The 25351-nt window shown below is 70.0% G+C and carries 11 protein-coding genes; 7 read left to right on the forward strand and 4 right to left on the reverse strand.

The window, feature by feature from the left end:
- Nucleotides 1-246 precede the first annotated feature (246 nt).
- On the reverse strand, nt 247-12963 hold the full coding sequence (locus tag BLS50_RS32400; RefSeq protein WP_074807781.1) for an autotransporter-associated beta strand repeat-containing protein: 12717 nt from the start codon (nt 12961-12963) through the stop codon (nt 247-249).
- Between the two features lie 736 nt (nt 12964-13699).
- On the opposite strand from BLS50_RS32400, the gene BLS50_RS32405 reads away from it, so the two are divergent.
- Both BLS50_RS32405 and BLS50_RS32410 read left to right on the forward strand, forming a co-directional pair.
- Entirely contained in the window at nt 13700-14158 is a 459-nt protein-coding gene (locus BLS50_RS32405) for a (2Fe-2S)-binding protein (RefSeq protein WP_074807784.1), read from the forward strand.
- A gap of 21 nt (nt 14159-14179) precedes the next feature.
- Nucleotides 14180-16672 carry a xanthine dehydrogenase family protein molybdopterin-binding subunit gene (locus BLS50_RS32410; protein ID WP_074807787.1) on the forward strand — a complete coding sequence of 831 codons (2493 nt, stop codon included), beginning with the start codon at nt 14180-14182 and terminating at the stop codon, nt 16670-16672.
- A gap of 99 nt (nt 16673-16771) precedes the next feature.
- Here BLS50_RS32410 and BLS50_RS32415 read toward each other — a convergent pair whose 3' ends face one another.
- Nucleotides 16772-17797 carry an AraC family transcriptional regulator gene (locus BLS50_RS32415; RefSeq protein ID WP_074807789.1) on the reverse strand — a complete coding sequence of 342 codons (1026 nt, stop codon included), beginning with the start codon at nt 17795-17797 and terminating at the stop codon, nt 16772-16774.
- Nucleotides 17798-18147: 350 nt separating this feature from the next.
- Here BLS50_RS32415 and BLS50_RS32420 point away from each other — a divergent pair, with 350 nt between their 5' ends.
- From BLS50_RS32420 to BLS50_RS32440, 5 genes are all read left to right on the forward strand, one after another.
- A complete protein-coding gene (locus BLS50_RS32420; protein WP_074807792.1) occupies nt 18148-19395 on the forward strand; it encodes a dienelactone hydrolase family protein in 1248 nt (415 codons plus the stop codon).
- 40 nt (nt 19396-19435) lie between these two features.
- Entirely contained in the window at nt 19436-20224 is a 789-nt protein-coding gene (locus tag BLS50_RS32425; protein ID WP_074807795.1) for an SDR family oxidoreductase, read from the forward strand.
- A gap of 67 nt (nt 20225-20291) precedes the next feature.
- A complete protein-coding gene (locus tag BLS50_RS32430; protein ID WP_074807797.1) occupies nt 20292-21530 on the forward strand; it encodes a styrene monooxygenase/indole monooxygenase family protein in 1239 nt (412 codons plus the stop codon).
- 5 nt (nt 21531-21535) lie between these two features.
- Entirely contained in the window at nt 21536-22063 is a 528-nt protein-coding gene (locus BLS50_RS32435; protein ID WP_074807799.1) for a flavin reductase family protein, read from the forward strand.
- A 36-nt stretch (nt 22064-22099) separates the two neighbouring features.
- Nucleotides 22100-23065 carry a SphA family protein gene (locus BLS50_RS32440; protein ID WP_074808707.1) on the forward strand — a complete coding sequence of 322 codons (966 nt, stop codon included), beginning with the start codon at nt 22100-22102 and terminating at the stop codon, nt 23063-23065.
- A gap of 279 nt (nt 23066-23344) precedes the next feature.
- Here BLS50_RS32440 and BLS50_RS32445 read toward each other — a convergent pair whose 3' ends face one another.
- Nucleotides 23345-24319, reverse strand: a complete 975-nt coding sequence (locus BLS50_RS32445) for a type II secretion system F family protein (RefSeq protein WP_074807802.1) — start codon at nt 24317-24319, stop codon at nt 23345-23347.
- Nucleotides 24320-24355: 36 nt separating this feature from the next.
- Complete coding sequence (locus tag BLS50_RS32450) at nt 24356-25333, reverse strand: type II secretion system F family protein (RefSeq protein ID WP_011695056.1); 978 nt, start codon at nt 25331-25333, stop codon at nt 24356-24358.
- Nucleotides 25334-25351: the final 18 nt, after the last annotated feature.

The raw sequence follows: 25351 nt of genomic DNA on the forward strand, positions 1-25351 counted from the left end.
CGCGTGAACCCTGTCGCCCGAAGGCGGCACGAATCGTTCGCGGACTGCCCGATACGGCAAAGCGTTGAAACAAGTTCGAACAGACCGATGCAACGGGATACCAAACACCGCGTGACGCGCTTCATGAAAACGATTCGCATCACGAAGTTTCTGAAATACGAACCTGAAAACAAACCACCACATAACCATCGATAAACGATCGGCCGCTCACGACGACTTCATCGCGAACGGCCGTCGCCCCTCCCTTTAGAACTTCCACAACAGATTGCCGTACAACGCGTGATCGCTGATGTGGCCGCCAAGCTGGCCGCTATACGACAGCCCAAGCGACAGGTTCTTGGTCACGGCCGCATCGACGCCGACCTCGAGCACCGCGGCATCACGCGCGACCGGCACGCCGGTCACGCTGAACGGCGAACCGCCGCTCGCGAACGACAGCGTCGACGCCGGCTGCGTATTGCCGAATGCATGGCGCCAGCCGACGGTGCCGAACGCCGTGACCTTGCCCTTCGTCGTGACGGCGACGTCGGTCGAGGCCCGCACGCCGAGCGTCGAGAAGCCGAGGCCCGTCGTGTCGGAATCGCCCTGCAGCGCCGCCGCGCCGCCGTTCTCCTTGAAGCCGCCGGTGTGCAGGCTCGCGAACGCAAGCCCGACGAACGGTTCGAGCGAGACGTTGCGAATGGCCGTCGAGTAGCCGATCTCGGTGAACACCTGCGTCGCGTTCGCGTCGTAGCTGGCGGTATCGTGGTCGGCGAAGCTGCCGAACGACGGATTGCGCTCGCTATGCACGCGGTACCACGACTGCGACACGCCACCGCGCACGTTCCATGCGTCGTATCGGCCGCTGGCGTACAGCGCGATCGTCCCGCCGTTGACCTTCGCCGACTCGTTCTGGTCGGTATTGAGCTGGCTGCGCGACGCGCCGCCCGCGATACCGACGCGCCAGTGGCTGCTGACTTCCGCATCCGTGCCGACGATGAAGCCATACAGGTTGCGATCGATCGACGTGACGCCGTCGCCGTTGAACCGGCTATGCGAGCCGTACAGCCGGCCCCACACCGCGGGCTTGTACGACTTGGCCGGCGTGCAGCCGTTTTCCGCGGCCATGCGCCGGTCGAGCGCCGCCGCATGGTCGTCCGCCGATACCGGCGCCTCGCATCCGCACAGCGCGCCGCCCGGCTGCGAACCGAGCCGCGCACGATCGAGCACCGCGTCGCGCACGTAGCGGCTGTCCGACAGCAGCACGCTACGCGTACTCGGATACAGATCGCCGGCCAGTTGCGTGAATGCGCGGTTCGCGGTCGTCGCATCCGACGTCAGCACCGTATCGAACAGCGGGTTGCCGGCGCCGAGCGTGCCGACCGCGCCCGCCACCGCTTGCCCGTCGGGCGTGGTCGCCACCGACGAGAACGGCGTGCCGTTCGGCGCCAGCGACATCAGTACCTGCGCCGGGTTGTACGTGAGCGTCGGCGTGAGGAACGCATACGTCGAGTTCACCGCGCTGAACTGCCCTTGCACGCCCGCGCCGGCATTCACGATGGTGTAGAGCTTGCCCGGCTGGTATTGCCCGGTCGCCGCGACGACCTGCACCGACCCACCGTTGAGCGTGGCGGAGCCGGTCACGTCGAGGCCGCCGCTCTGCTGCGGCGTGGCGCCGACCTGCAGCGTCGAGCCCGGCTGGAAGGTCGCGTTGCCCGCGACCTTCAGCGGCTGCCCGAGCTGGAGGACCGATGCAGTCCCGCCGCCCGACACGACCAGGCCGCCGATCGTGCCCGTCCCGGTGACGGTCGCGCCGCTGCCGACGGTCACCGGCGAGCTGGCCAGCGAACCGGTGACGGCGAGCGTGCCGCCCGTCACGTTCGTCGGCCCGGACAGCGTGTTCGTCCCGCTCAGCACCTGCGCGCCCGTGCCGGCCAGCGTCAGCGGGCCGGTACCCGACAGCGTGCCCGCGAACGAGCTGGTGCCGGCGGTATTGACCGTCAGCGGCGTCGCGCCGAGATTCACGGTCGAACCCGTCGTACCCGACAGCGTGCCGATCGACTGCGGCGCGGCCGAGGCCGCCAGGTTCAGCGTCGCGCCGCTGCCCGCGAGGATCACCGGGCTCGTCGGCGCGAGGCTGCCTGCACCGGCGAGCGCGAGCATGCTGCCGCTGCCGATCGTCGTGCCGCCGGTGTACGTGTTGGCGCCGGTCAGCGTCTGCGTGCCGCCGCCCTGCACCGCGAAGCCGCCGGTGCCCGCGATCGTGCCGCCGAACGAACCGCCCGCCGGACCGGCCACGGTCAGCGTATTGCCGCCGAGATTCACGGTCGAACCGGCGGCCCCCGACAACGCGCTCGCCGTCTGCGGCGTCGTGGCCGCGCCGACGTCGAGCGTCGCGCCGTTGCCGGCCAGCGTCAGGGCGCTGCCCGCCGACAGGCTGCCGTTGCCGCCGATCGCCAGCGTGCTGCCGTTGCCGATCGTCGTGTTGCCCGTATACACGTTCGCGCCGCTGAGGGTCGTCGTCGACGGGCCGCTCACCGTCAGATTGCCGCCGCCGGAGATCGGGCCGCTCAGGCCGAGGTTGTTCGCACCGCCGACCGTCAGCGTCGAGCCCGCGCCGAGATTCACCGCGTTGCCGAGCGTCGTGCCCACGACGCTGGTTCCGAGCGTGCCGCCGGTGCCGCCGACGCTCAGCGTGCCGCTGCCGAGTGCGGTCGGCGTGCCGGCCACCAGCGTGCCGCCGCCGGTGACGCTCGTGCCGCCGGTGTAGGTGTTCGCCCCCGACAGCGTCGTCGTCGCCGGGCCGTTGACCGCGAGCGTACCGCTCCCCGAGATCGCGCCGGTCAGGCCGAGGTTGTTCGGACCGCTCACCGTCAGCGTCGAACCCGTCCCGAGGTTCACCGCATTGGCGAGCGTCGTGCCCGGCGTGCCGGCTGCCAGCGTGCCGCCCGCACCGCTCGCATTGAGCACGCCGGTACCGAGCGCCGTGTTGCTGCCCGCGACCAGCGTGCCGCCACCGGTCAGGTTCGTGCCGCCCGTGTACGTATTCGGACCGGTCAGCGTTTCGGTGCCCGTGCCGCCCAGCGTCAGGCTGCCGCCCGTGCCGGCGATCGTGCCACCGAACGTACCGCTGCCCGATCCGCCGAGCGTCAGGTTGTTGCCGCCGAGGTTCACCGTCGAACCGGCGACGCCCGACAGCGCGGTCGTCGTTTGCGGCGTCGTCGCGCCGCTGACGTCGAAGGTCGCGCCCGCACCGGTCAGGCTCAGCGGGCTGCTGCCGGAGAGGCTGCCGCCCGCGCCGATCGCCAGCGTGCCGCTGTTGATCGTCGTCGCACCGGTGTACGTGTTGTTGCCCGTCAGCGTTTGCGTGCCGCTGCCCGACAGCGTCAAGCCGCCCGTGCCGGCCACGGTGCCGCCGTACGTGCCGTTACCGGCACCAGCCAGCGTCAGCGTGTTGCTGCCGAGATTCACGGTCGAACCCGACACGCCCGACACGGCGCCCGTGGTCTGCGGCGTCGTGGCCGCGCTCAGATCCAGCGTGGCGCCCGTACCCGACAGATCGACCGCGCTGCCCGACGACAGGCTGCCGCCCGCGCCGACCGCCAGCGTGCTGCCGTTGCCGATCGTCGTGTTGCCGGTGTACGTGCCGGCGCCGGTGAGCGTCGTCGTCGACGGACCGTTCACCGCGAGGTTGCCGCTGCCGCCGATCGCGCCGCCCAGGCCCAGATTGTTCGCACCGCCAACCGTCAGCGTCGAGCCCGCGCCGAGATTGATCGCGTTGGTCAGCGTCGTGCCGGCCACGCTGGTGCCGAGCGCGCCGCCCGCGCCGCTCGTGTTCAGCGCGCCCGTGCCGAGCGCCGAACCGTTGCCGGCGAGCAGCGTGCCGCCGCCGCTCAGGGTCGTGCCGCCCGTGTACGTGTTCGTCCCGTTGAGCGTTTCGGTACCCGTGCCCGCCAGCGTGAGGCTGCCGCCCGTGCCGGCGATCGTGCCGCCGAACGTGCCGCTGCCCGCACCGCCGAGCGTCAATGCGTTGCCGCCGAGGTTCACCGTCGAACCCGATACGCCCGACAACGCACCCGTCGACTGCGGCAACGTGGCCGCGCTCAGATCGAGCGTCGCACCTGCACCGGCCAGATCGAGCGCGCTGCCGCCGGACAGGCTGCCGCCCGCGCCGACCGCCAGCGTGCTGCCGTTGCCGATCGTCGTGTTGCCGGTGTACGTGCCGGCGCCGGTGAGCGTCGTCGTCGACGGGCCGTTCACCGCCAGATTGCCGCTGCCCGAGATCGCGCCGCCAAGGCCGAGATTGTTCGCACCGCCAACCGTCAGCGTCGACCCCGCGCCGAGGTTCACCGCGTTGCCGAGCGTCGTGCCGGCCACGCTGGTGCCGAGCGTGCCGCCCGCGCCGCTCGTGTTCAGCGTACCCGTGCCCAGTGCCGAACCATTGCCCGCGATCAACGTGCCGCCGCCGGTCAGGCTCGTGCCGCCCGTGTACGTGTTGACCCCGGTCAGCGTTTCGGTGCCCGGGCCGCCCAGCGTCAGGCTGCCGCCCGCACCCGCGATCGTGCCGTCGTAAGTACCGCTACCCGAACCGCCGAGCGTCAGGTTGTTGCCGCCCAGGTTCACCGTCGAACCGGCCACGCCCGACAGCGTGCCGGTCGTCTGCGGCGTGGTCGCGCCGCTCAGGTCGAAGGTTGCGCCCGCACCCGTCAGGCTCACCGGCGTCGTCCCCGACAGGCTGCCGCCCGCGCCGATCGCCAGCGTGCCGCTGTTGATCGTGGTGGCGCCCGTGTACGTATTGCTGCCCGTCAGCGTTTCCGTGCCGGTGCCCGACATCGTCACGCCGCCGGTGCCGGCGATGTTGCCTGCATAGGTACCGCTGGCCGACCCGCCGAGCGTCAGGTTGTTGTTGCCCAGGTTCACCGTCGAGCCGGCCACACCCGAGATCGCGCCGGTCGATTGCGGCGACGCGGCGCCGCTCAGGTCGAGTGTCGCGCCGGCCGCCGTCAGGCTGACCGGGCTGCTCGACGACAGGCTGCCGTTGCCGCCGATCGCGAGCGTGCCGCTGTTGATCGTCGTCGCGCCGGTGTAGGTGTTGGTGCCCGTCAGCGTTTCGGTGCCGGTGCCCGACAGCGTCAACCCGCCCGTGCCGCCGATCACGCCCCCGTACGTGCCGCTGCCCGCGCCGCCGAGCGTCAGCGTATTGCCGCCCAGGTTGACGTTCGTGCCCGCGCCGCCGGACAGCGCGCCGGTCGTCTGCGCGGAAGTCGCCGCGCTCAGGTCGAGCGTCGCACCCGTGCCCGACAGGTCGATCGCGCTGCCCGACGACAGGCTGCCGCCCGCGCCGACCGCCAGCGTGCTGCCGCCGCCGATCGTCGTGCTGCCGGTGTAGGTGTTCGCGCCCGACAGCGTCGTCGTCGAAGGACCATTGACCGCGAGGTTGCCGCTGCCGCCGATCGCGCCGCCCAGGCCCAGATTGTTCGCACCGCCAACCGTCAGCGTCGAACCCGCGCCGAGATTCACCGCGTTGCCGAGCGTCGTGCCGGGCGTGCTCGCGGCCAGCGTGCCGCCTGCGCCGCTCGTGTTCAGCGCACCCGTGCCGAGCGCCGAGCCGTTGCCTGCGACCAGCGTGCCGCCGCCGCTCAGGGTCGTGCCGCCCGTGTACGTATTGTTGCCCGTCAGCGTCTCGGTGCCCGTGCCCGACAACGTGAGGCTGCCGCCGGCCCCTGCAATCGTGCCGCCGTACGTGCCGTTGCCCGTGCCGCCGAGCGTCAGGTTGTTGCCGCCGAGGTTCACCGTCGAACCGGTGACGCCCGACAGCGTGCCCGTGGTCTGCGGCGTGGTCGCGCCGCTGACGTCGAAGGTCGCGCCCGCACCGGCCAGATTCACCGGGCTGCTGCCTGACAGGCTGCCGCCCGCGCCGATCGCCAGCGTGCCGCTGTTGATCGTCGTCGCACCGGTGTACGTGTTGGTCCCCGTCAACGTTTCCGTGCCGGTGCCCGACAGCGTCAGGCCGCCCGTGCCGCCGACCGTTCCGCCGAACGTGCCGTTGCCCGACCCGCCGAGCGTCAGCGTGTTGCCGCCGAGGTTCACTGCCGAACCGGCTGCGCCCGACAGCGTGCCGGTCGTCTGCGGCGACGTGGCCGCGCTCACGTCCAGGGTCGCGCCCGCGCCGGCCAGATCGATCGCACTGCCCGACGACAGGCTGCCGCCCGCGCCGACCGCCAGCGTGCTGCCGTTGCCGATCGTCGTGTTGCCGGTGTACGTGCCGGCGCCGGTCAGCGTCGTCGTCGACGGACCGTTCACCGCCAGGTTGCCGCTGCCCGAGATCGCGCCGCCGAGACCCAGGTCGTTCGCACCGCCAACCGTCAATGTCGAGCCCGAACCGAGATTGATCGCGTTGGTCAGCGTCGTACCGGCCACGCTGGTGCCGAGCGTGCCGCCCGCGCCGCTCGTGTTCAGCGCGCCCGTGCCGAGCGCCGAGCCGCTGCCCGCGATCAGCGTGCCGCCGCCGGTGAGATTCGTGCCACCCGTGTAGGTATTGTTGCCCGTCAGCGTTTCGGTACCCGTGCCCGACAACGTGAGGCTGCCGCCCGCGCCCGCGATCGTGCCGCCGTACGTGCCGCTGCCCGTGCCGCCGAGCGTCAGGTTGTTGCCCCCCAGGTTCACCGTCGAACCGGCCACGCCCGACAGCGTACCCGTGGTCTGCGGCGTGGTCGCGCCGCTGACGTCGAAGGTTGCCCCCGCACCCGCGAGATTCACCGGGCTGCTCGCCGACAGGCTGCCGCCCGCGCCGATCGCCAGCGTGCCGCTGTTGATCGTCGTCGCGCCGGTGTACGTGTTGGTGCCGGTCAGCGTTTCCGTTCCCGTACCGGCCATCGTCAGCCCGCCGGTGCCGCCGATCGTCCCCGCATAGCTGCCGTTGCCGGCGCCGGCCAGCGTCAGCGTGTTGCCGCCGAGGTTCACGTTCGTGCCCGCTACGCCGGACAGCATGCCGCTCGTCTGCGGCGTGGTCGCCGCGCTGATGTCGAGCGTCGCGCCCGTGCCCGCCAGGTCGAGCGCGCTGCCCGCCGACAGGCCGCCGCCCGCGCCGACCGCCAGCGTGCTGCCGCCGCCGATCGTCGTGTTGCCGGTGTAGGTGTTCACGCCCGTGAGCGTCGTCGTCGACGGGCCGCTGACCGACAGACCGCCGCTGCCCGAAATCCCGCCGCCCAGCCCGAGATCGTTCGCACCGCCAACCGTCAGCGTCGACCCCGCGCCGAGATTCACCGCATTGCCGAGCGTCGTGCCGGCCACGCTCGTGCCGAGCGAGCCACCCGCGCCCGTCACGTTCAGCGCGCCGGAGCCCAGCGCGCTGCCGTTGCCGGCGATGAGTCCGCCGCCGCTCAACGTGGTGCCGCCGTCATAGGTGTTCGTGGCGGTGAGCGTCGTGGTGCCCGCCCCGGTCTGCGCAAGCCCGCCGCTGCCGGAAATCGTGCCGCTCAGGCCGAGATCGTTCGCGCCGTTCAGCCCGAGCGTCGCACCCGCGCCGAGCGTCACCGCGTTGCCGAGCGTCGTGCCGCTCACGCTGGCGTTCAGCGTGCCGTTGCCGGTCACGTTCAACGCGCCGGAACCGAGCGCCGTATTGCTGCCCACGCTCAGTCCGCCGCTGTTCAGCGTCGTCCCGCCGCCGTAGGTGTTCGCGCCGCCGAGCGTGGTCGTGCCCGAGCCGGACTGCACCACGCCGCCTGCACCGGAAATCATCCCGTTCAGGCCGAAGTCGAACGCGCCGCCGAGATGCAGCGTCGAGCCGATGCCCAGATCGACGGCGTTCGCCAGCAGCAGGTTCGCCGTGCTCGCACTGAGCGCGCCGCCGCTGCCGGTGACGGTGAGTGCGCCCGTGCCGAGCGCCGTATTGCTGCCGACCGACAGACCGCCGGCGCCAAGCGTCGTACCGCCCGTGTACGTGTTCGCGCCGGTGAGCGCGGTCGTTCCGCTGCCGGTTTGCGCGAGACTGCCGCCACCGGCGATGATGCCGCCGAGGCCCAGGTCGTTCGCGCCGCCGAGCGTCAGTGCCGAACCGGCGCCGAGATTCACCGCGTTGTTCAGCGTCGTGCCGGCGATGCTCGCGGCCAGCGTGCCGCCGGCGCCGGCGACGTTCAACGCGCCCGTGCCGAGTGCCGCACCATTGCCCGCGACCAGCGTGCCGCCACCGGCGAGGTTCGTGCCGCCCGTGTACGTGTTGGCCCCGTTCAGCGTTTCGGTGCCCGTGCCCGACAGCGTCAGGCTGCCGCCTGCGCCCGCGATCGTGCCGCCGAACGTGCCGCTGCCGGCGCCGCCGAGCGTCAGGCCGTTGCCGCCGAGGTTCACCGTCGAACCGGCCACGCCCGACAGCGTGCCGATCGCCTGCGGCAACGCCGCGCCGCTCAGGTCGAACGTCGCGCCGGCGCCGCCCAGGTTGACTGCGCCGCCAGCCGCCAGGCTGCCGCCCGCGCCGATCGCCAGCGTGCCGCTGTTGATCAGTGTGCCGCCGGTGTAGGTGTTGGTGCCCGTCAACGTTTCCGTGCCGGTGCCGGCGAGCGTCAGCCCGCCCGCACCACCGATCGTGCCGCCGAACGTGCCGTTACCGGAGCCGCCGAGCGTCAGCGTATTGCCGCCGAGATTCACCGCCGCGCCGGCCGTGCCGACCAGCCCGCCCGTCGTCTGCGGCGACGTGGCCGCGCTCAGGTCGAGCGTCGCGCCCGCGCCGGTCAGATCGAACAGGCTGCCGCCCGACAGGCTGCCGCCGGCACCCACCGCGAGCGTGCTGCCGTTGCCGATCGTCGTGTTGCCGGTGTAGCTGCCCGCCCCCGTGAGCGTCGTGATCGACGGGCCGCTGACCGACAGATTGCCGCCGCCCGAAATCGCGCCGCCAAGGCCGAGATTGTTCGCGCCGCCGACCGTCAGCGTCGCGCCCGCGCCGAGATTCACCGCGTTGCCCAGTACCGTGCCACCGACGCTCGTGCCGAGCGAGCCGCCCGTGCCGGCCACGTTCAACGCGCCCGTGCCGAGCGCCGAGCCGTTGCCCGCGATCAAGCCGCCGCCGCTCAGCGTCGTGCCGCCCGAGAACGTGTTCGCCCCGAGCAGCGTCGTCGTGCCGCTGCCGGTTTGCGCAAGGCCGCCGTTGCCGCCAATCACGCCGCCGAGGCTCAGATCGGCCGCGCCGTTCAGCCCGAGCGTCGCGCCCGCGCCGAGGTTCACCGCGTTGCCGAGCAAGGTACCGGCGACGTTCGTGGCGAGCGTGCCGCCCGCCCCGGTCACGTTCAACGCGCCGGTGCCGAGCGCCGCGCCGGTGCCGGCGATCAGTCCGCCGCCGCTCAACGTGGTGCCGCCCGAGAACGTGTTCGCCCCGAGCAGTGTCGTCGTGCCGCTGCCGGTTTGCGCGAGCCCGCCGTTGCCGGCGATCGTGCCGCTCAGGCCGAGATCGTTCGCGCCGTTCAACCCCAGCGTGACGCCGGCGCCAAGATTGACCGCATTGCCGAGCGTCACGCCCGGCACGCTCGCGCCGAGCGACGCCGAGCCGTTGACGTCGAGTGCGCCGAGGCCGAGCGCCGCGCCGCTGCCGACGACCAGGCTGCCGCCCGTCAGCGCGGTGCCGCCCGCATACGTGTTGTTGCCGGTCAGCGCCTGCGAGCCGGTGCCGGCGAGCGTCAGCCCGCCCGCCCCGCCGATGTTGCCCGCGAAGACGCCGCTGCCGCTGCCCGCGAGTGTCAGGTGGTTCCCACCAAGATCGATCGTCGAACCGGCGACACCCGACAGCGTGCCGATCGACTGCGGCGTGGTCGCCCCGCTGATATTGAACTGCGCACCGGCGCCGGTCAGGTTGACGGGGCTCGACGCGGCGAGGCTGCCGCCCGCGCCGATCGCGAGCGTGCCGCTACCGATCGTGGTGCCGCCGGTAAACGTTTCGGCCGCGGTGAGCGTCGTCGTGCCCGGGCCGCTCACGGACAGGCCGCCGCTACCGGAAATGATCCCGCCCAGCCCGAGATCGTTCGCACCGCCAACCGTCAGCGCCGCGCCGGCGCCCAGCTGGATCGCGTTGCCGAGCACCGTGCCGCCGACGGTCGTGCCGAGTGAGCCGCCCGCGCCGGTCACGTTCAGCGCGCCCGTGCCCAGTGCCGCGCCGTTGCCGGCGAGGATGCCGCCGCCGCTCAGCGTCGTGCCGCCCGAGAACGTGTTCGCGCCGGTCAGCGTCGTGATGCCCGAGCCGATTTGCGCGAGACCGCCGTTACCGCCGATCACGCCGTTCAGGCCGAGATCGTGCGTGCCGGTCAAAGACAGCGTCGCGCCCGCGCCGAGGTTCATCGCGTTGCCCAGCGCGATGCCGTTCACGCTCGCGCCGAGCGCACCGCCCGCACCGGCGACGTTGAGCGCGCCGCTGCCGAGCGCCGTATTGCTGCCGGCGAGCAGCGTGCCGGCGCTCAGCGTCGTGCCGCCGCCGAAGGTGTTCGCGCCGGACAGCGTCGTCGTCCCCGTGCCGCTCAGCACGAGACCGCCGCTGCCGCCGATCGCGCCGCTCAGGCCGAGGTCGTTCGCGCCGTTCAGCGTCAGCGATGCGCCGTTCAGGTTGATGCCGTTCGCGAGTGCCGCGCCGGCAGCCAGATCTGCGCTCAGCGAACCGCCGAGGCCGCTCACGTTCAACGCGCCGCCCACGCCGAGCGCCGTGTTGCCGCCGACGATCAGGCTGCCGCCGCCCGTCAGGCTCGCGCCGCCCGTAAACGTGTTCGCGCCGGACAGCGTCGTCGCGCCGGTACCGCCGAGCGCCAGGCCGCCCGCGCCCGAGATCGCGCCGTTCAGGCCGAGATCGGCGGCGCCGTTCAGACCGAGCGTTGCGCCCGCACCCAGATTCACTGCATTGCCGAGTACGGTGCCAGCGACGTTCGTCGCGAGCGTGCCGCCCGTGCCGGATACGTTCAGCGCGCCCGTGCCGAGTGCCGCGCCGTTGCCGGCGATCAACCCGCCACCGCTCAGCGCCGTGCCGCCCGTGAACGTGTTCGCGCCGAGCAGCGTCGTCGTGCCGGCGCCGCTTTGCGCCAGGTGGCCGCTCCCGCCGATCACACCGCCGAGGCTCAGGTCGGCCGCGCCGTTCAGGCCGAGCGTCGCGCCCGCGCCGAGGTTCACTGCATTGCCGAGCAGCGTGCCGCCGACGCTCGTCGTGAGGGTGCCGCCCGCACCGGATACGTTCAGCGCGCCCGTGCCGAGCGCCGCGCCGTTGCCGGCGATCAACCCGCCGCCGCTCAACGCGGTGCCGCCCGAGAACGTGTTCACGCCGAGCAGCGTCGTCGTGCCCGTGCCGCTTTGCGCGAGGCCGCCGTTCCCGGCGATCGTGCCGCCGAGGCTCAGGCCGGCCGCGCCGTTCAGGCCCAGCGTGGCGCCTGCATCGAGATTCACCGCATTGCCGAGCAGCGTGCCGCCCACGTTGGTCGCCAGCGAGCCGCCCGCGCCGGTCACATGCAGCGCGCCGGTGCCGAGCGCCGTGCCGGTACCGGCGATCAGCCCGCCGCCGCTCAGCGCCGTGCCGCCCGAGAACGTGTTCGCGCCGAGCAGCGTCGTCGTCCCCGCGCCGGTTTGCGCAAGACCGCCATTGCCGGCGATCGTGCCGCTCAGGCCGAGGTTGGCCGAACCGTTCAGGCCGAGCGTCACGCCGGTGTCGATATTCACGGCATTGCCGAGCAACGTGCCGCCGATGCTGGTGCCGAGCGTGCCGCCCGCGCTGCTCACGTTCAGCGCGCCCGTGCCGAGCGCCGTGCCGGTGCCGACGACGAGCCCCCCGCCGCCCGTCAGATTCGTTCCGCCCGTGAACGAATTGGCGCCGTTCAGCGTCAGCGTGCCAGTGCCGCTCGCGTTCAGCGCACCGCCGCCGCCGATCGTGCCCGACAACGCGAGCCCGTTCGCGCCGTCGACCGTCAGGCTCGTGCCGAGCGCCACGTTGTTGAGGAGGTTCACGCCGGCCGCGCCGGCCTCGAGCGTGCCGCCGCCGGCGACGATCGTGCCGGTGCCCAGCGCTCCGGCGCCGTGGACGATCGCGGTGCCGCCGGTCAGCGACGCGTTCGTCGCGGTCGATGCGCCGGTGAGGTCCCACGTGCCGCCCTGCACGCCGAGGTTGTTGAAGTTGCCGTACGTATCGACTGCAATGGTGCCGTTCGCCGGGCTGCCGGCAGCCGTGTTCAGTTGCAGGTTGAGCGTGTTGTTGCCGCCCAGCCCGGCATCGACGCCGAGCCCGACCGACGACCCGGTCTGCGCATTGAACGTGTTCGACGTGCCGAGGGCCGCGCCCAGCGACACGTTGCCGGTAACGGTGCCGGCGTTGGTGAACGTGTTCCCCGCGCCCGGCGTCCCGCTGGGCGCGAGCACCACCGAACCGTTGATCGCGCCGCCGCTCGCGTTGGTGAAGTTGACCTGTGCGCCGCCCGACGTGGTCACGACCTGCGCGGTCGGGCCGGCGCTGAAGCCCAGCAAGCCGGTCGTACCGATCGTGCCGGCATTCGTGATGTTCGTCGTGCCGCCCGTGCCGTTGTATACCGTCAGCGCCGGCCCGTTGAGCAGCGAGCTCGTCGACCCCATCATCACGCCCGAGCTGGCGTTCGTGACGTTGACGGTGCTCGCCGACCCGACATTGCCGACCACCGTGCCGTTCGACACGAGGCTCAACCCGGACAACGCGGGGTCGATCCTGCCGTTGTTGGTCAGCGTGACGCCGCTGCCGGTCAGCGACAACGCGGTGCCGCCGAGCAACGGCACCACGGATACGGTCGCCAGCGGCGCAACGGTCAGGTTGAGATTGTTGGTGCCGTTCGAATAGGACGTGGTGGCTCCGGTACAACTGACGGTCGTCGTTCCGGTGCAGGCGGCCAGCGCGTCGACGGGGACGATCCCGGCGCCGACCAGCGCGACCAGCATGCCGGTCGGGACGAGGAGTTTCGGACGTGCTTCCGCGCGCTTTTTGTTCGAGCCCATGCGCATACGCATAATCACACCTTCCCATAAGAGAATCGACGACACCGGGTATTGCCTCGACGCATTTAAAATGCCGAAGACAAATACTGGGATTCGCTATTCGATGTTTTTTAGAAAAACACCGCCCCGCCACCAATCCGAAGTGGTTGACTGGATTAAAAACCAATGAGAATGAATCGCTGAGTATTATTGAATCGGCATATTTTACTTTTAAGCCCCCTTCGTCACCCGGTAAGTTTTTCGCTAATCAGAAACAGTTGTTTTCATATAGCCGGAAGCACTGCCCGGGGGAGCACAGTCGAACCCCGTCCGTCCCTGCAGGCCAACACCGCCTCCCCGCCGAAATCCCGTATGTACGGAGCCTTCCGCCCGACAATCAAACGCCGGACCTGCCCGGTCGGGCAACCGTACCGCCGTCGCCCCGCCTACCCGTTCGTCAGTACCTGCCGTCCGATTCTCATGTCTCCAGGCGTGATCGCGAGACAAATATAGGCTCGACTCGCAAACGTTTTCCATGGGCCGGATATTTTTTTGGCAAAACTCAACATTCTTTCATCCCGATTAACTCATTTACGCCCGAGATGAAAATGATTCTCTTTAAGTAAATCGCGAAAATCATTAAGAAAGGCAAAATAATCAAATTTCCGGATGCCGACTTTTTACCGGATCTGCTTTAATTGATTCAGATCCGCCGCATTGCCTTTCCGATTCGCGGGCGATAACGAGGTGTCCAAGGGAGAACTTCACGATGGTGACGTTGAACATCAACAACCGGCCGGCCGAGATCGATGCCGATCCGTCGACGCCGGTGCTCTGGGTGCTGCGCGACAACCTCGGGCTGACCGGCACCAAGTTCGGCTGCGGCACCGGCGACTGCGGCGCCTGCACCGTTCATGTCGACGGCCGGGCGGCCCGAAGCTGCACGCTGGCGCTGTCAGCGGTCGGCAGTGCGCGCATCACGACGTCCGAACATCTCGCCGACGATGCGCTCGGCAAGGCCGTCCTCGACGCGTGGCTCCGGCACGACGTCGCGCAATGCGGCTACTGCCAGAGCGGTCAGATGATGAGCGCGGCCGCCCTGCTGCGCGGCAACAAGGCGCCGACCGACGCCGACATCGATCGCGCGATGGCCGGCAACCTGTGCCGCTGTGCGACCTACCAGCGCATCCGCGCCGCGATTCACGATGCGACCAGCGCGCTTGCCTGAGCCTGCCGGGAGACATTGATCATGCGTATTCGCACTGCCGGCCGCCCGGCGAGCACCGACGCCCCCCACCCCGACGCTTCGCCGGTCGCCGGAACAGGTTCTCCGACGCTCGGCCGGCGCGGCTTCCTGAAGCTCACGATGGCGGCGAGCGGCTGCCTTGCACTGGGCATCGCGCCGACCCGGGCCACGGCCGAAGCCGGCAAAGCCCTTCCGTCTTCGCCACCGCAAGCATTCCTGATCATTGCGCCGGACAACACGGTGACGGTCGCCGTCAACCGGACGGAATCCGGCCAGGGCGTCAGCACCGCGCTGCCGATGGCGCTGGCCGACGAACTGGATGCCGACTGGCGCAACGTACGCACCGTGCTCGCACCGGCCGGCGAGCCGTACAAGGACCCGGTGACGGGCATCCAGATGACCGGCGGCGCGACGTCGGTCAATCACTCGTTCGCGCAATATCGCGAACTCGGCGCGTCCGCGCGCGCGATGCTCGTCGCCGCGGCCGCGCGGCGCTGGAACGTCGATCCCGCCGCGTGCCGCACCGCGAACGGTGTCGTGACGGCCGGCAACCGCAGCGCGACCTACGGCGAACTGGCGCCCGACGCGATGGCGATGCCGGTGCCGCAGCGGGTGCCGTTGAAATCGCCGGACCAGTTCCGCATCATCGGCAAGCCGACACCGCGCATCGACGCACGCGCGATGCTCGACGGCACGCTCAAGTACGGGATGGACTGGCGCCTGCCGGACATGAAGGTGGCCGTGGTCGCGCGCCCGCCGCGCTTCGGCGGGCAGGTCGCGAGCTACAACGCGGCCGCGGCCCGGGCGGTCAAGGGCGTGGTGGAAGTCGTCGAGATCCCGGTCGACCGCGGCGGCACCGGCGTGGCCGTCATCGCCGATGGGTACTGGCCGGCCAAACTCGGGCGCGATGCGCTGCAGGTCACATGGAAAGACAGCGGGTCGAGCGTGTCGTCAGCGGAACAGATGCGCGCTTACAAGCAGCTCGCCGCCTCGCCCGGCACCGTGGTGCGGACAGCGTCGAGCGGCAGTGCGCCGCCACCGGCAACACGGATTCAGAAGGAATACGAATTTCCGTATCTCGCGCATGCGCCGATGGAGCCGCTCAGCTGTACGGTGGACGTCGGCCCGGCGAGCTGCGCGTGCGGGATCAAGATCTGGGGCGGATCGTCGCTGCAGACGGCCGATCGCGCCGCGGTCGCGAAGGCGCTCGGCGTGGCGCCGGCCAAGGTCCAGATCTTCACGTTGACGTCGGGCGGCGACTACGGCCGGCGTTCGACGCCGACGTCGGACTACGTGGTCGAAGCCGCGCGCGTATCCGCCGCCTATCTGGCGGCCGGCCACCTCGGCCCGGTCAAGACGATCTGGACGCGCGAGGACGATCTGCGCGGCGGCTATTACCGCCCGATGGTGCTGCATCGCGTCGACATCGGCGTGGACGGCAACGGCGCCGTGCACGACTGGCAGCACGTCGTCGTCGGCCAGTCGGTGCTGAAGGGCTCGCCGCTCGAGCGCACGACGATTCGCAAGGGTGGCGTCGACCCCGCGCTGACCGAAGGCGTCGCCGACAGCCCGTACGGCTTTCCGATGCAGGTGTCGGTCCATCAGACGGACGCGGACGTGCCGGTCCAGTCGTGGCGCTCGGGCGGCCATACGCATACGGCATTCGTGATGGAGACGCTGGTCGACGAGCTCGCGCACGCGGCGCGACAGGACCCGGTCGCGTATCGGATGGCACGGCTGTCCGGCCCCGAGCACGCGCCCCATCGCCAGGCGCTCGCGCTCGCCGTCGACAAATCCGGCTACGGCACGCGCACGCTGCCTGCCGGGCACGCATGGGGCACGGCCATGCATGAATCGGCCGGGACGGTCGTGGCTTACGTGACGGAGGTCTCGATCGAAGCGCAGCAACCGCGCGTGCATCGCGTGACGGCCGGCGTGTATGCGGGCCGCATCGTCAACCCGACTGGCGCGGAAGCGCAGATCCAGGGCGGCGCGCTGTTCGGCCTCGCGACGACGAAGCCGGGCTTCGCGATCGACGTCGACCATGGCGCGGTGCGCAACGCCGGTTTCGCCGACTATCCACCCGTGCGCATGCAGGAAGCGCCGCAGGTGGATGTCTTCTTCGTTCCGTCGGACGCGCATCCGACCGGGTTGAGCGACGCCGGCGTACCGCCGATCGCACCGGCGGTGGCCAACGGTGCGTTCGTCCTGACCGGCGAGCGGATGCATGCGTTGCCGTTCGCGCCGATGCTGGTCGCGGCCGCCGCCCCGGCGATGCCGGCGGCCCCCGCGGCAGCCGTCGACGACGATCCGTACGGCGACCTGGCGGCCGGCGGCTGCCGGATGCCGCGCAAGGCCAAGCCGGCCGCGTTGAAGCCCAGGACCGATCAAAGTCACGCAGGCGTCGGCCAGGCGCCCTCGGTGCCGAAATTCCTGCGGCCGAAACGGCGCGCCGGCATCCCGTGCATCGACGATCTGAAGAAAGGCACGGTGTAACGTAGACGATCCGGCCAGCGGCTGCGCCCGGCACGCCCGCCGGGCCGGGCCAGCCGCATGGACCGTCGCGACGGCGGGACAGCGCGCCCGCCGTCGCGTTCACCCCCGCACGCGCCGCATCCTGAGCGTGGCCGACGGCGATTCGCCGAACGCGCGCTTGTACTCGATCGCGAACCGCCCGAGGTGCGCGAAACCCCATTTCAGCGCGACATCGGTGACCGACGCGAGCCCCGGCGTATCGTCGGCCAGCAGTTCGTCGCGTACATGTTGCAGCCGCAACTGCCGCACGAAGCCCATCGGCGTGATCCCGTGGCGATTGCGAAAGCCGGCGAACAGCGTGCTCGGGCTAACGCCGGCAAGATCGGCGAGCCGTTCGATCGTCAGCGGCTCGTCGAGATGCGCGCGAATGTATTCCTCGACGCGCCGCACGTAGAACGGCGCGAGCGCCGTCGGCAGGCGCCGCGTGCCGTCGCGTGCGCTGTTCGGGTGGCCGTGCAGCAGCAGGTTGAGCAGCGTCGATTCGAGCTGCTCGAACGCAAGCGGATGACGCAACGGATGCGCGTCCGTCGCGATCGCGCCAGCGAGCACCGGCAGCAACTGTGCGAGACAGGTGCCCTGCGGCGACGACAGGCTGAATTCCGGTTCGAATTCGACGCTCACACGCCGGTCGTCGCCGAAATGCCGCTGCGCGTGGCGCTCCATCACTTCACGCTCGATGCGCAGGATCACTTGCGGGCACGCATCGCCCCAGCGCATCTTCAACGGCAGCGTCGGCGAAAGCAGCGACGCGGTGCCCGGCGACGACACGAAGCGCGTCGCGCCGCACTCGATCTCGGCGTCGCCGCGCAGCGGAATCTGCAGCAGGAAGAAATGCTCGAGCGGCCCCGGCTCGATGCTGACGCCGCCACCGTAATCGAGCAGGTTCAACGACAGGTTGCCCCAGCGCGCATGGTGCATGCAGCTGTGCAGCGCACGCGATTCGCCGGTCGGCGTGAGCCGGTGCGGCTTGAACACATCGGCCACGCGTGCGCGCACCTCGTCGACGTCGTTCGACTGCAGCAGCAGCGTGTCGTGATTGAAACAGGCGGCATCGGCCAGCCAGCCGGTTTCGAAAAATTGCGCCATCGAAGTTCTCCCGTCGTGCTCGATCGCACTCGCGCCGTGCATGCATTCCCGCTATCGGGGAATCCGTCGCACGATCCGGACAGCGCCTGGAGTATCCGGACAGTCCGTCCTACGAAACACGCAAGTCCCGCGCAAGCCACGCAAGAAGCGGACCGTTCGCGCATCGTAGAAAACTGTGCGGGCCTTCCGCATCCGCACATACCCGCACTCGGCCCCGGCCCGCCAGCCCGCGGCAGCCGCTGCCGCAGGTTTCCGGAATTCGCGGATACCGGCCGAAGAAAGCGGATAGAAACGCCCATTTCGGCCGCCAATACTGGGCCGTCACCGAAACCAACCGCATGGAGGGACCCATGAACGGACGTCACATCGAGATTCCAGCGCCGGACGGCGGCGCGTTCCGCGCGTACCTGAGCACGCCGGCCGGCGGCACCGGGCCGGGCATCGTGCTCTGTCACGAGATCTTCGGCGCGAACGCGACGATGCGCGACGTGGCCGACTATTACGCCGAGGAAGGCTATACGGTGCTCGTGCCGGACCTGTTCTGGCGCCAGGCCCCGGGCATCGAGCTCGGTGATACGGCGGCCGATTTCGAGCGCGCGATGGCCCTTTATCGCGAATACGACGAAAACAAGGGCGTCGAGGACATCGGCGCCGCGCTGGACGTGCTCCGCCGGCGGCCGGAATGCACGGGCGAAGCCGGCGTGCTCGGCTACTGCCTCGGCGGCAAGCTCGCGTATCTCGCCGCGTGCCGGCTGCGGGGCGTGGCCGCAGCGGTCAGTTACTACGGCGTGGGCATCGAGCACGCGCTGGACGAAGCCGCGCACCTGCACGGGCGACTCGTGCTGCAGATCGCGGAGCTGGACCGCTTCTGCCCGCCCGACGCGCAGCAGCGCATCACGGCTGCGCTGGCGGGCCGCGGCGGCGTCGAAGTCTACGTCTACCCCGGCGTCGATCACGCATTCGCTCGCGCCGGCGGCGATCATTTCGACAAGGCCGCCGCGGTCATGGCCCACCAGCGCGCGATCGCCGCGTTCCGCGCCGCGCTCGGCCCGCGCTACGACCTGTCCGCGCTGTGGGAAACGCACCTGAAGCACGAGTTCGACACGCGCAACGTCGACGCGACGATGGCCACGATGGTCGCCGAGCCGTACGTCAACCATATTCCGACGCTGACGGGCGGCGTCGGCCACGACGAACTGAAGCGCTTCTACACGCATCACTTCGTGCATGCGAACCCGCCCGACACGACGATCACGCCGATCTCGCGCACGATCGGCGCGAGCCAGATCGTCGACGAGCTGCTGTTCCGCTTCACGCACACCACCGAGATCGACTGGATGCTGCCGGGCGTCGCACCGACCGGCAAGCGTGTCGAGATTCCGCTCGTCGCGATCGTCAAGTTTCGCGGCGACAAGCTCTATCACGAGCACATCTACTGGGATCAGGCGAGCGTGCTCGTGCAGATCGGCCTGCTCGACCCGGCCGGCCTGCCGGTCGCGGGCGTCGACACGGCCCGCAAGCTGCTCGACGAAACCGTGCCGTCGAACGGCCTGATGCGCCGCTGGCACGACAGCACGCCATCGACGGATGCGCACTGACGCGGCTCTTCCCTCACCCCACGATTCCCGGAGGCACCCCATGAATGCCCTTGCTGGCAAAGTCGCGCTCGTCACCGGCGGCGCCACGCTGATCGGCGCCGCGGTCGCGCAGGACCTGAGCCGCGCCGGTGCGTGCGTCGCGATCCTCGATCTCGATGCGGACAACGGCGCACGCGTGGCCGCGTCGCTCGGCGAACGGGCGCTGTTCATCGCGCTCGACATCACCGACGATCGTGCGATCGAGCGCGCGGTCGCGACGATCGTCGAGCGGTTCGGCGCGATCGACGTGCTCGTCAACCTCGCGTGCAGCTATGTCGACAACGGCATCCACGCGACCCGCAACGACTGGCTCGCCGCGATGGACGTCAACGTCGTGTCGGCCGCGATGCTCGCGAAGGCCGTGCATCCGCACATGGCCCGGCGCGGCGGCGGCGCGATCGTGAACTTCAGCTCGATCTCCGCGCAGTGCGCGCAAACCGGCCGCTGGCTGTATCCGACCTCGAAGGCCGCGATCCGCCAGCTCACGCGCAGCATGGCGATGGATCTCGCGCCCGATCGCATCCGCGTCAACTCGGTATCGCCGGGCTGGACCTGGTCGCGCGTGATGGACGAGATGACGCACGGCGACCGCGCGAAGACCGATCGCGTCGCCGCGCCGTTCCACCTGCTCGGGCGCGTCGGCGATCCGTCGGAAGTCGCGCAGGTCGTCACGTTCCTGTGCAGCGACGCGGCGAGCTTCGTGACCGGCGCCGACTACGCGGTGGACGGCGGCTATGCCGCGATGGGCCCCGAACAGGCGGTGCCGGCGATTCCACGGCTCGCGGAGTGACCGTGCCGCGTCGCCGCTGCTTCCCGCAACCATTCCGGCCGTCACACGGCCAACCGAGGACATCCCCATGAGACGCATCGCTATCGTCGGCGCCGGCCAGTCCGGCCTGCAACTCGCCTTCGCCCTGCTCGACCAGGGCTACCACGTCACGCTCGCGACCAACCGCGATGCGGAGCAGATCCGCACGGGCAAGGTCATGTCGAGCCAGTGCATGTTCCACACGTCGTTGCAGATCGAGCGCGATCTCGGCCTGAATACGTGGGAGGAAGCGTGCCCGGCCGTCGAAGGCATCGGCATCGCGGTGCCGCACCCGGACGGCAATGGCCGCAAGGCGATCGACTGGTCGTCGCGGCTGACCCGCTACGCGCAGTCGGTCGACCAGCGCGTGAAGATGGCCGACTGGCTCGACGGCGTCCGCCGCCGCGGCGCGGACGTGCGCATCGCCGACATCGGCGTGCCCGAACTCGAGGAACTCGCCCGCAGCCACGACCTCGTGCTGCTCGCGGCCGGCAAGGGCGACATCGTCGGCCTGCTCGGCCGCGACGATGCGCGCAGCCCGTTCGACCGCCCGCAGCGCGCACTGGCCCTCACCTACGTGAAAGGGATGACGCCGAGCGAGCCGTATTCGCGCGTACGCTTCAACCTGCTGCCGGGCATCGGCGAGTATTTCGTGTTTCCCGCGCTGACCACCACGGGCCCATGCGAAATCATGGTGTTCGAAGGCATCCCGGGCGGCCCGCTCGACTGCTGGGCCGACGTGAAGACGCCCGAGCAGCATCTGGACCGCAGCCTGTCGTTCCTGCAGCAGTACGTGCCATGGGAATTCGAACGCTGCCGCAACGTCGAACTCACCGATCCGAACGGCACGTTGGCCGGACGTTTCGCGCCGACCGTGCGCAAGCCGTTCTTCCGGCTGCCGTCGGGCCGCACCGTGTTCGGGATGGCCGATGCGGTGGTGGTCAACGATCCGATCACCGGCCAGGGCTCGAACAACGCCGCGAAATGCGCGAACGCGTATTTCGACGCGATCGTCGCGCGCGGCACCGCGCCGTTCGGCGAAGACTGGATGCAGCAGACCTTCGAAGGCTACTGGGCCTATGCGCAGCATGTCGTGCGCTGGACCAACTCGCTGCTCACCCCGCCGCCGCCGCACATCCTCGAACTGCTCGGCGCGGCCGGCCAGTCGCCGTCGCTCGCGAAAACGATCGTCGACGGCTTCGACGATCCGCGCCGGTTCGCGCCGTGGTGGTTCGAGCCGTCGGCATGCGCGGCGCTGATCCGCGAACACAGCGTGCGTGCGGAGTAACCGCCATGGAAACGACCGTTACCGACCGCGCGGCCCTCGACCCGATGCAGTTGCGCGCCGCGTTCGGGCAGTTCCCGACCGGCGTCACCGTGATCACCACGTGCGCGGCCGACGGGCGCAAGGTGGGCCTCACCGCGAATTCGTTCTCGTCGCTGTCGCTCGATCCGCCGCTCGTGCTGTGGAGCCTGCGCAAGGTCGCGCCGAGCCGCCCGGATTTCGTCGCGGCCACGCACTTCGCGATCAACATCCTCGCGCACGACCAGATCGACCTGTCGCGCCGCTTCGCGACGCCCAGCGCCGACAAGTTCGACGGCGTGCCGCACGTGGCATCGGAGAGCGGCGGTGTGCCGTGCCTCGGCGGCGCGAGCGCGCGCTTCGTGTGCCGCAACGTCGGCCACTACGAAGGCGGCGACCACCTGCTCTTCATCGGCGAGATAGAACGGTTCGACGCATTGGGCAAGGCGCCGCTCGTGTTCCATGCGGGCCAGTATCGCGCGATCGCCGACCATCCCGATCTTTTACGTGCCGTTTAATTAGCCATACGAACAAATAACCAGGAGGTGGTGAACATGAAACTCGGCTCTCGCCTGCTCGTCACCGCAGGCTTCACGATCGCCGGCCTCGCCGGCCCCGCCAGCCACGCGCCGGCCCACGCGGCCGACCTGCCCGCGGTCAACCTCGGCATGACCAGTTTCCTCGACGGGATGCCGCCGGCCGGCGCCGGCTGGTATGGCACGCAATACCTGCAGTACTACACGGCCGGCCGCGTCAACGACAATGCGGGCAACAAGGTCGGGTTGCCGAAGCAGGACATCGACCTGTTCGCCGGCTTGAGCCAGCTCGTCTATCAGTCGCCGCTGACGTTCGCGGGCATGCATCCGGGCCTCGACGTGATCCTGCCGTGGATTGCGTCCGCGCGCACCGACGACGGCATCGGCAACGTCGCGCTGAATGCGCGTGCCGGCTTCGGTGATCTGCTGATCGGCCCGTTCATCCAGTTCGACCCGGTGATGGGCGCGCAGGGCCCGCGCTTCGCGCAGCGCGTCGAATTCCAGTTCATCGTGCCGACCGGCGCGTACGATCCGTCGCGCGCGATCAATCCCGGCAGCCATTTCTGGTCGTTCGATCCGTACTGGGCCGCGACGCTGTGGCTCACGCCGAAATGGACCGTGTCGTGGCGGCTGCACTATCTGTGGAACGCGACCAATCATCAGCCGGCCACGGCACTCGGCCCGGACGTGACGTCGACGCAGGCCGGCCAGGCGCTCCACGTGAACTTCGCGACCGAGTACGAAGTGCGGCCCGGCCTGCGGCTGGGGCTCAACGGCTACTGGCTGCGCCAGACCACCGACATGAAGGCCAACGGGCAGGACGTGCCGGGCACGCGCGAAGCCGTGTTCGCGATCGGGCCGGGGGCGATGGTCAGCTTCTCGCCGCACGATCACCTGCTGTTCAACGCGTACTTCGAGACCCATGCGCGCAACCGGCCGCAGGGCACGCGGATGGTGCTGCGCTACGTGCATCATTTCCAGTGACGCGCGGCGCGCCGGCTGCCCCGCCACGGGGCACCGCCGCTTCAACGGGTTAGCAGTAGGGGGCAGCCGTGAAGGCGGTGGACTACGGCTTGTTCCATGGCCGACCATGGGTCCAGGATGCATTGACGCCGCTATGGTCGACCTGTCTCGCGGCGCCGCCTGGGGAGGGAGCCTCCATGAAGCCTGTTGCCGTGCCGGCCGCCGGATGGCCACCGCGTGGCCCCGGGGCCGGCACATCCGGCCTTTATCGATGCGCGCGCAGCCGCATCCGCGCGCCGCTCACGGCGCGACGCCAACGAACGTCGGCAGCAGCACGCGATAGACGTGAATCATCGCCGGGCCGAGCAGCACCATCATCAGCGCGGGAAAGATGCAGAAGATCAGCGGAAACAGCAGCTTCAGCGCGATCTTCGCCGCGCGTTCCTCCGCGCGCATCCGGCGCCGCGTGCGCAGCATGTCCGACAGCACGCGCAGCGATTCGCTGATGCTCGTGCCGAACCGGTCGGCCTGGATCAGCATCGCGCAGAACGATTCGATGTCCTCCACGCCGGTACGCAGCGCGAGATTGCGCAGCGCCGTCTCCTTCGTGAAGCCGGAGCGCATCTCGAGCAGCAGCAGGTCGAGTTCGCTCGCGACCACGTCGCTGCGAAACCGCAGCTCCTCGCTCACCTTCATCAGCGCCGCGTCGAGCCCGAGGCCGGCTTCGACGCACACCGTCAGCAGGTCGAGCGCGTCCGGAAAATCCTCGAAGATCTTCCGCTGGCGCACCTTGACCCGCTGCGACAGCACGATGTTCGGAATGTAATAGCCGATGCCGGCGAGCGCGACGAGGATCAACGACAGCAGCGCACGCTCGTCGCCGAGCGACGTGGTGATCAGCGCCAGCAGCGCGGCGCACGGCAGGCCGAGCGCGAGCATCGTCTTCGCGGTGAAGTACACCGCGGCCGCGCTCTGGTTGCGCCAGCCGGCATTCATCAGCCGGATGCGCAACGGCGAATTCTCCCAGCCCTCCTTCGGCACCGACAGCTTCGAGATCGGGCTGGACAGCTCGACCAGCTTCGCGACCCAGCGCGACGCCATGTCGTCGCCGTCTCCCGCGCCGGCGACGCCGCCCGCCCCGGTCCCGCCGGCCTGCTGGAGCCGGCGCTGGATGCCGCGCGGCGCGAACAGCAGCATCGCGACGAGCACGCCGCCGGCCACGAAGATGAACAAGCCGCCCAGCATCACGGCCTGGACCACGCTCAGGTTTTGCATGACAACCTCGCAACGGTTCGTTATTCGGCTCGCGCGTCAGACGCGAATGCGCACGATTCGGCGGATCCAGAACAGGCCGAACAGCATCGACACCAGCATCGTGCCGACCATCCGGATCCCCGCCGGGTCCTCCCAGAGCACCGACAGGAATTCGCGGTTCAGCAGCGCCATCACCGCCGCGGTGCCGAACGGCAAGAGCCCGAGAATCCACGCCGACAGCCGCCCTTCCGCCGACAGCACGCGCACCTTGTCGAACAGCTTGAAGCGCTCGCGGATCAGCCCGGCGATGCTCTCGAGCAACTCGGCCAGGTTGCCGCCCGTCTCGCGCTGGATCAGCACCGCGATCACGAAGTAGCGCAGGTCCTGCACCGGCACGCGCGTCGCGAGATTCGTCAGCGCGTCGTGCAGCGACACGCCGTAGTTGACCTCGTCGAACGTGACGCGGAATTCGCCGCCCATCGGCTCGGAAAACTCGTCGCCGACCATCCCGAGCGTGCTCGTGAACGAATGGCCGGAACGCAGCGCGCGCGCGATCATGTCGCAGATGTCCGGCAACTGCCGCTCGAGCTTGCGCATCCGCTTGGCGCGGCAGCGCAGCACGTACGTCATCGGCAGCCACCCGGCGACCAGCGCGACCGGCACCGCGGCGAGTTGCGGCAAGCGGGCGAAGCTCGCCACGAACCACGCGAGGGCCGCGAACGTCGCGCTGAGCGTGATCAGCTTCGGCAGCGTCCAGTCGAGGCCCGACTGCTGGATCACGAGATCGAGCGCATGCACGCGCGGCAGGCGCAGCAGCAGCCGGTCGAACGGCTTCGACTCGTCGAGCATGCGCTTCTTCAGGATCGACAGCCGCTCCTGCTGGACGTTGCCGCCGGCCGACATCGCGCGAATGCGCGATTCGATCCGGCGCGCGGCGGCACCGTGCCGCGCGTTCCACCATTGATAGATGCCCTCGATCGACAGCACGACCGCGACGAAGGTAAGAATCACAAAACCGTAAAAGATCGCATTCATGAGGCCTCCCCGGCAGCG

The sequence above is a fragment of the Burkholderia orbicola genome (assembly GCF_900100915.1).
GTDB lineage: Bacteria > Pseudomonadota > Gammaproteobacteria > Burkholderiales > Burkholderiaceae > Burkholderia > Burkholderia orbicola.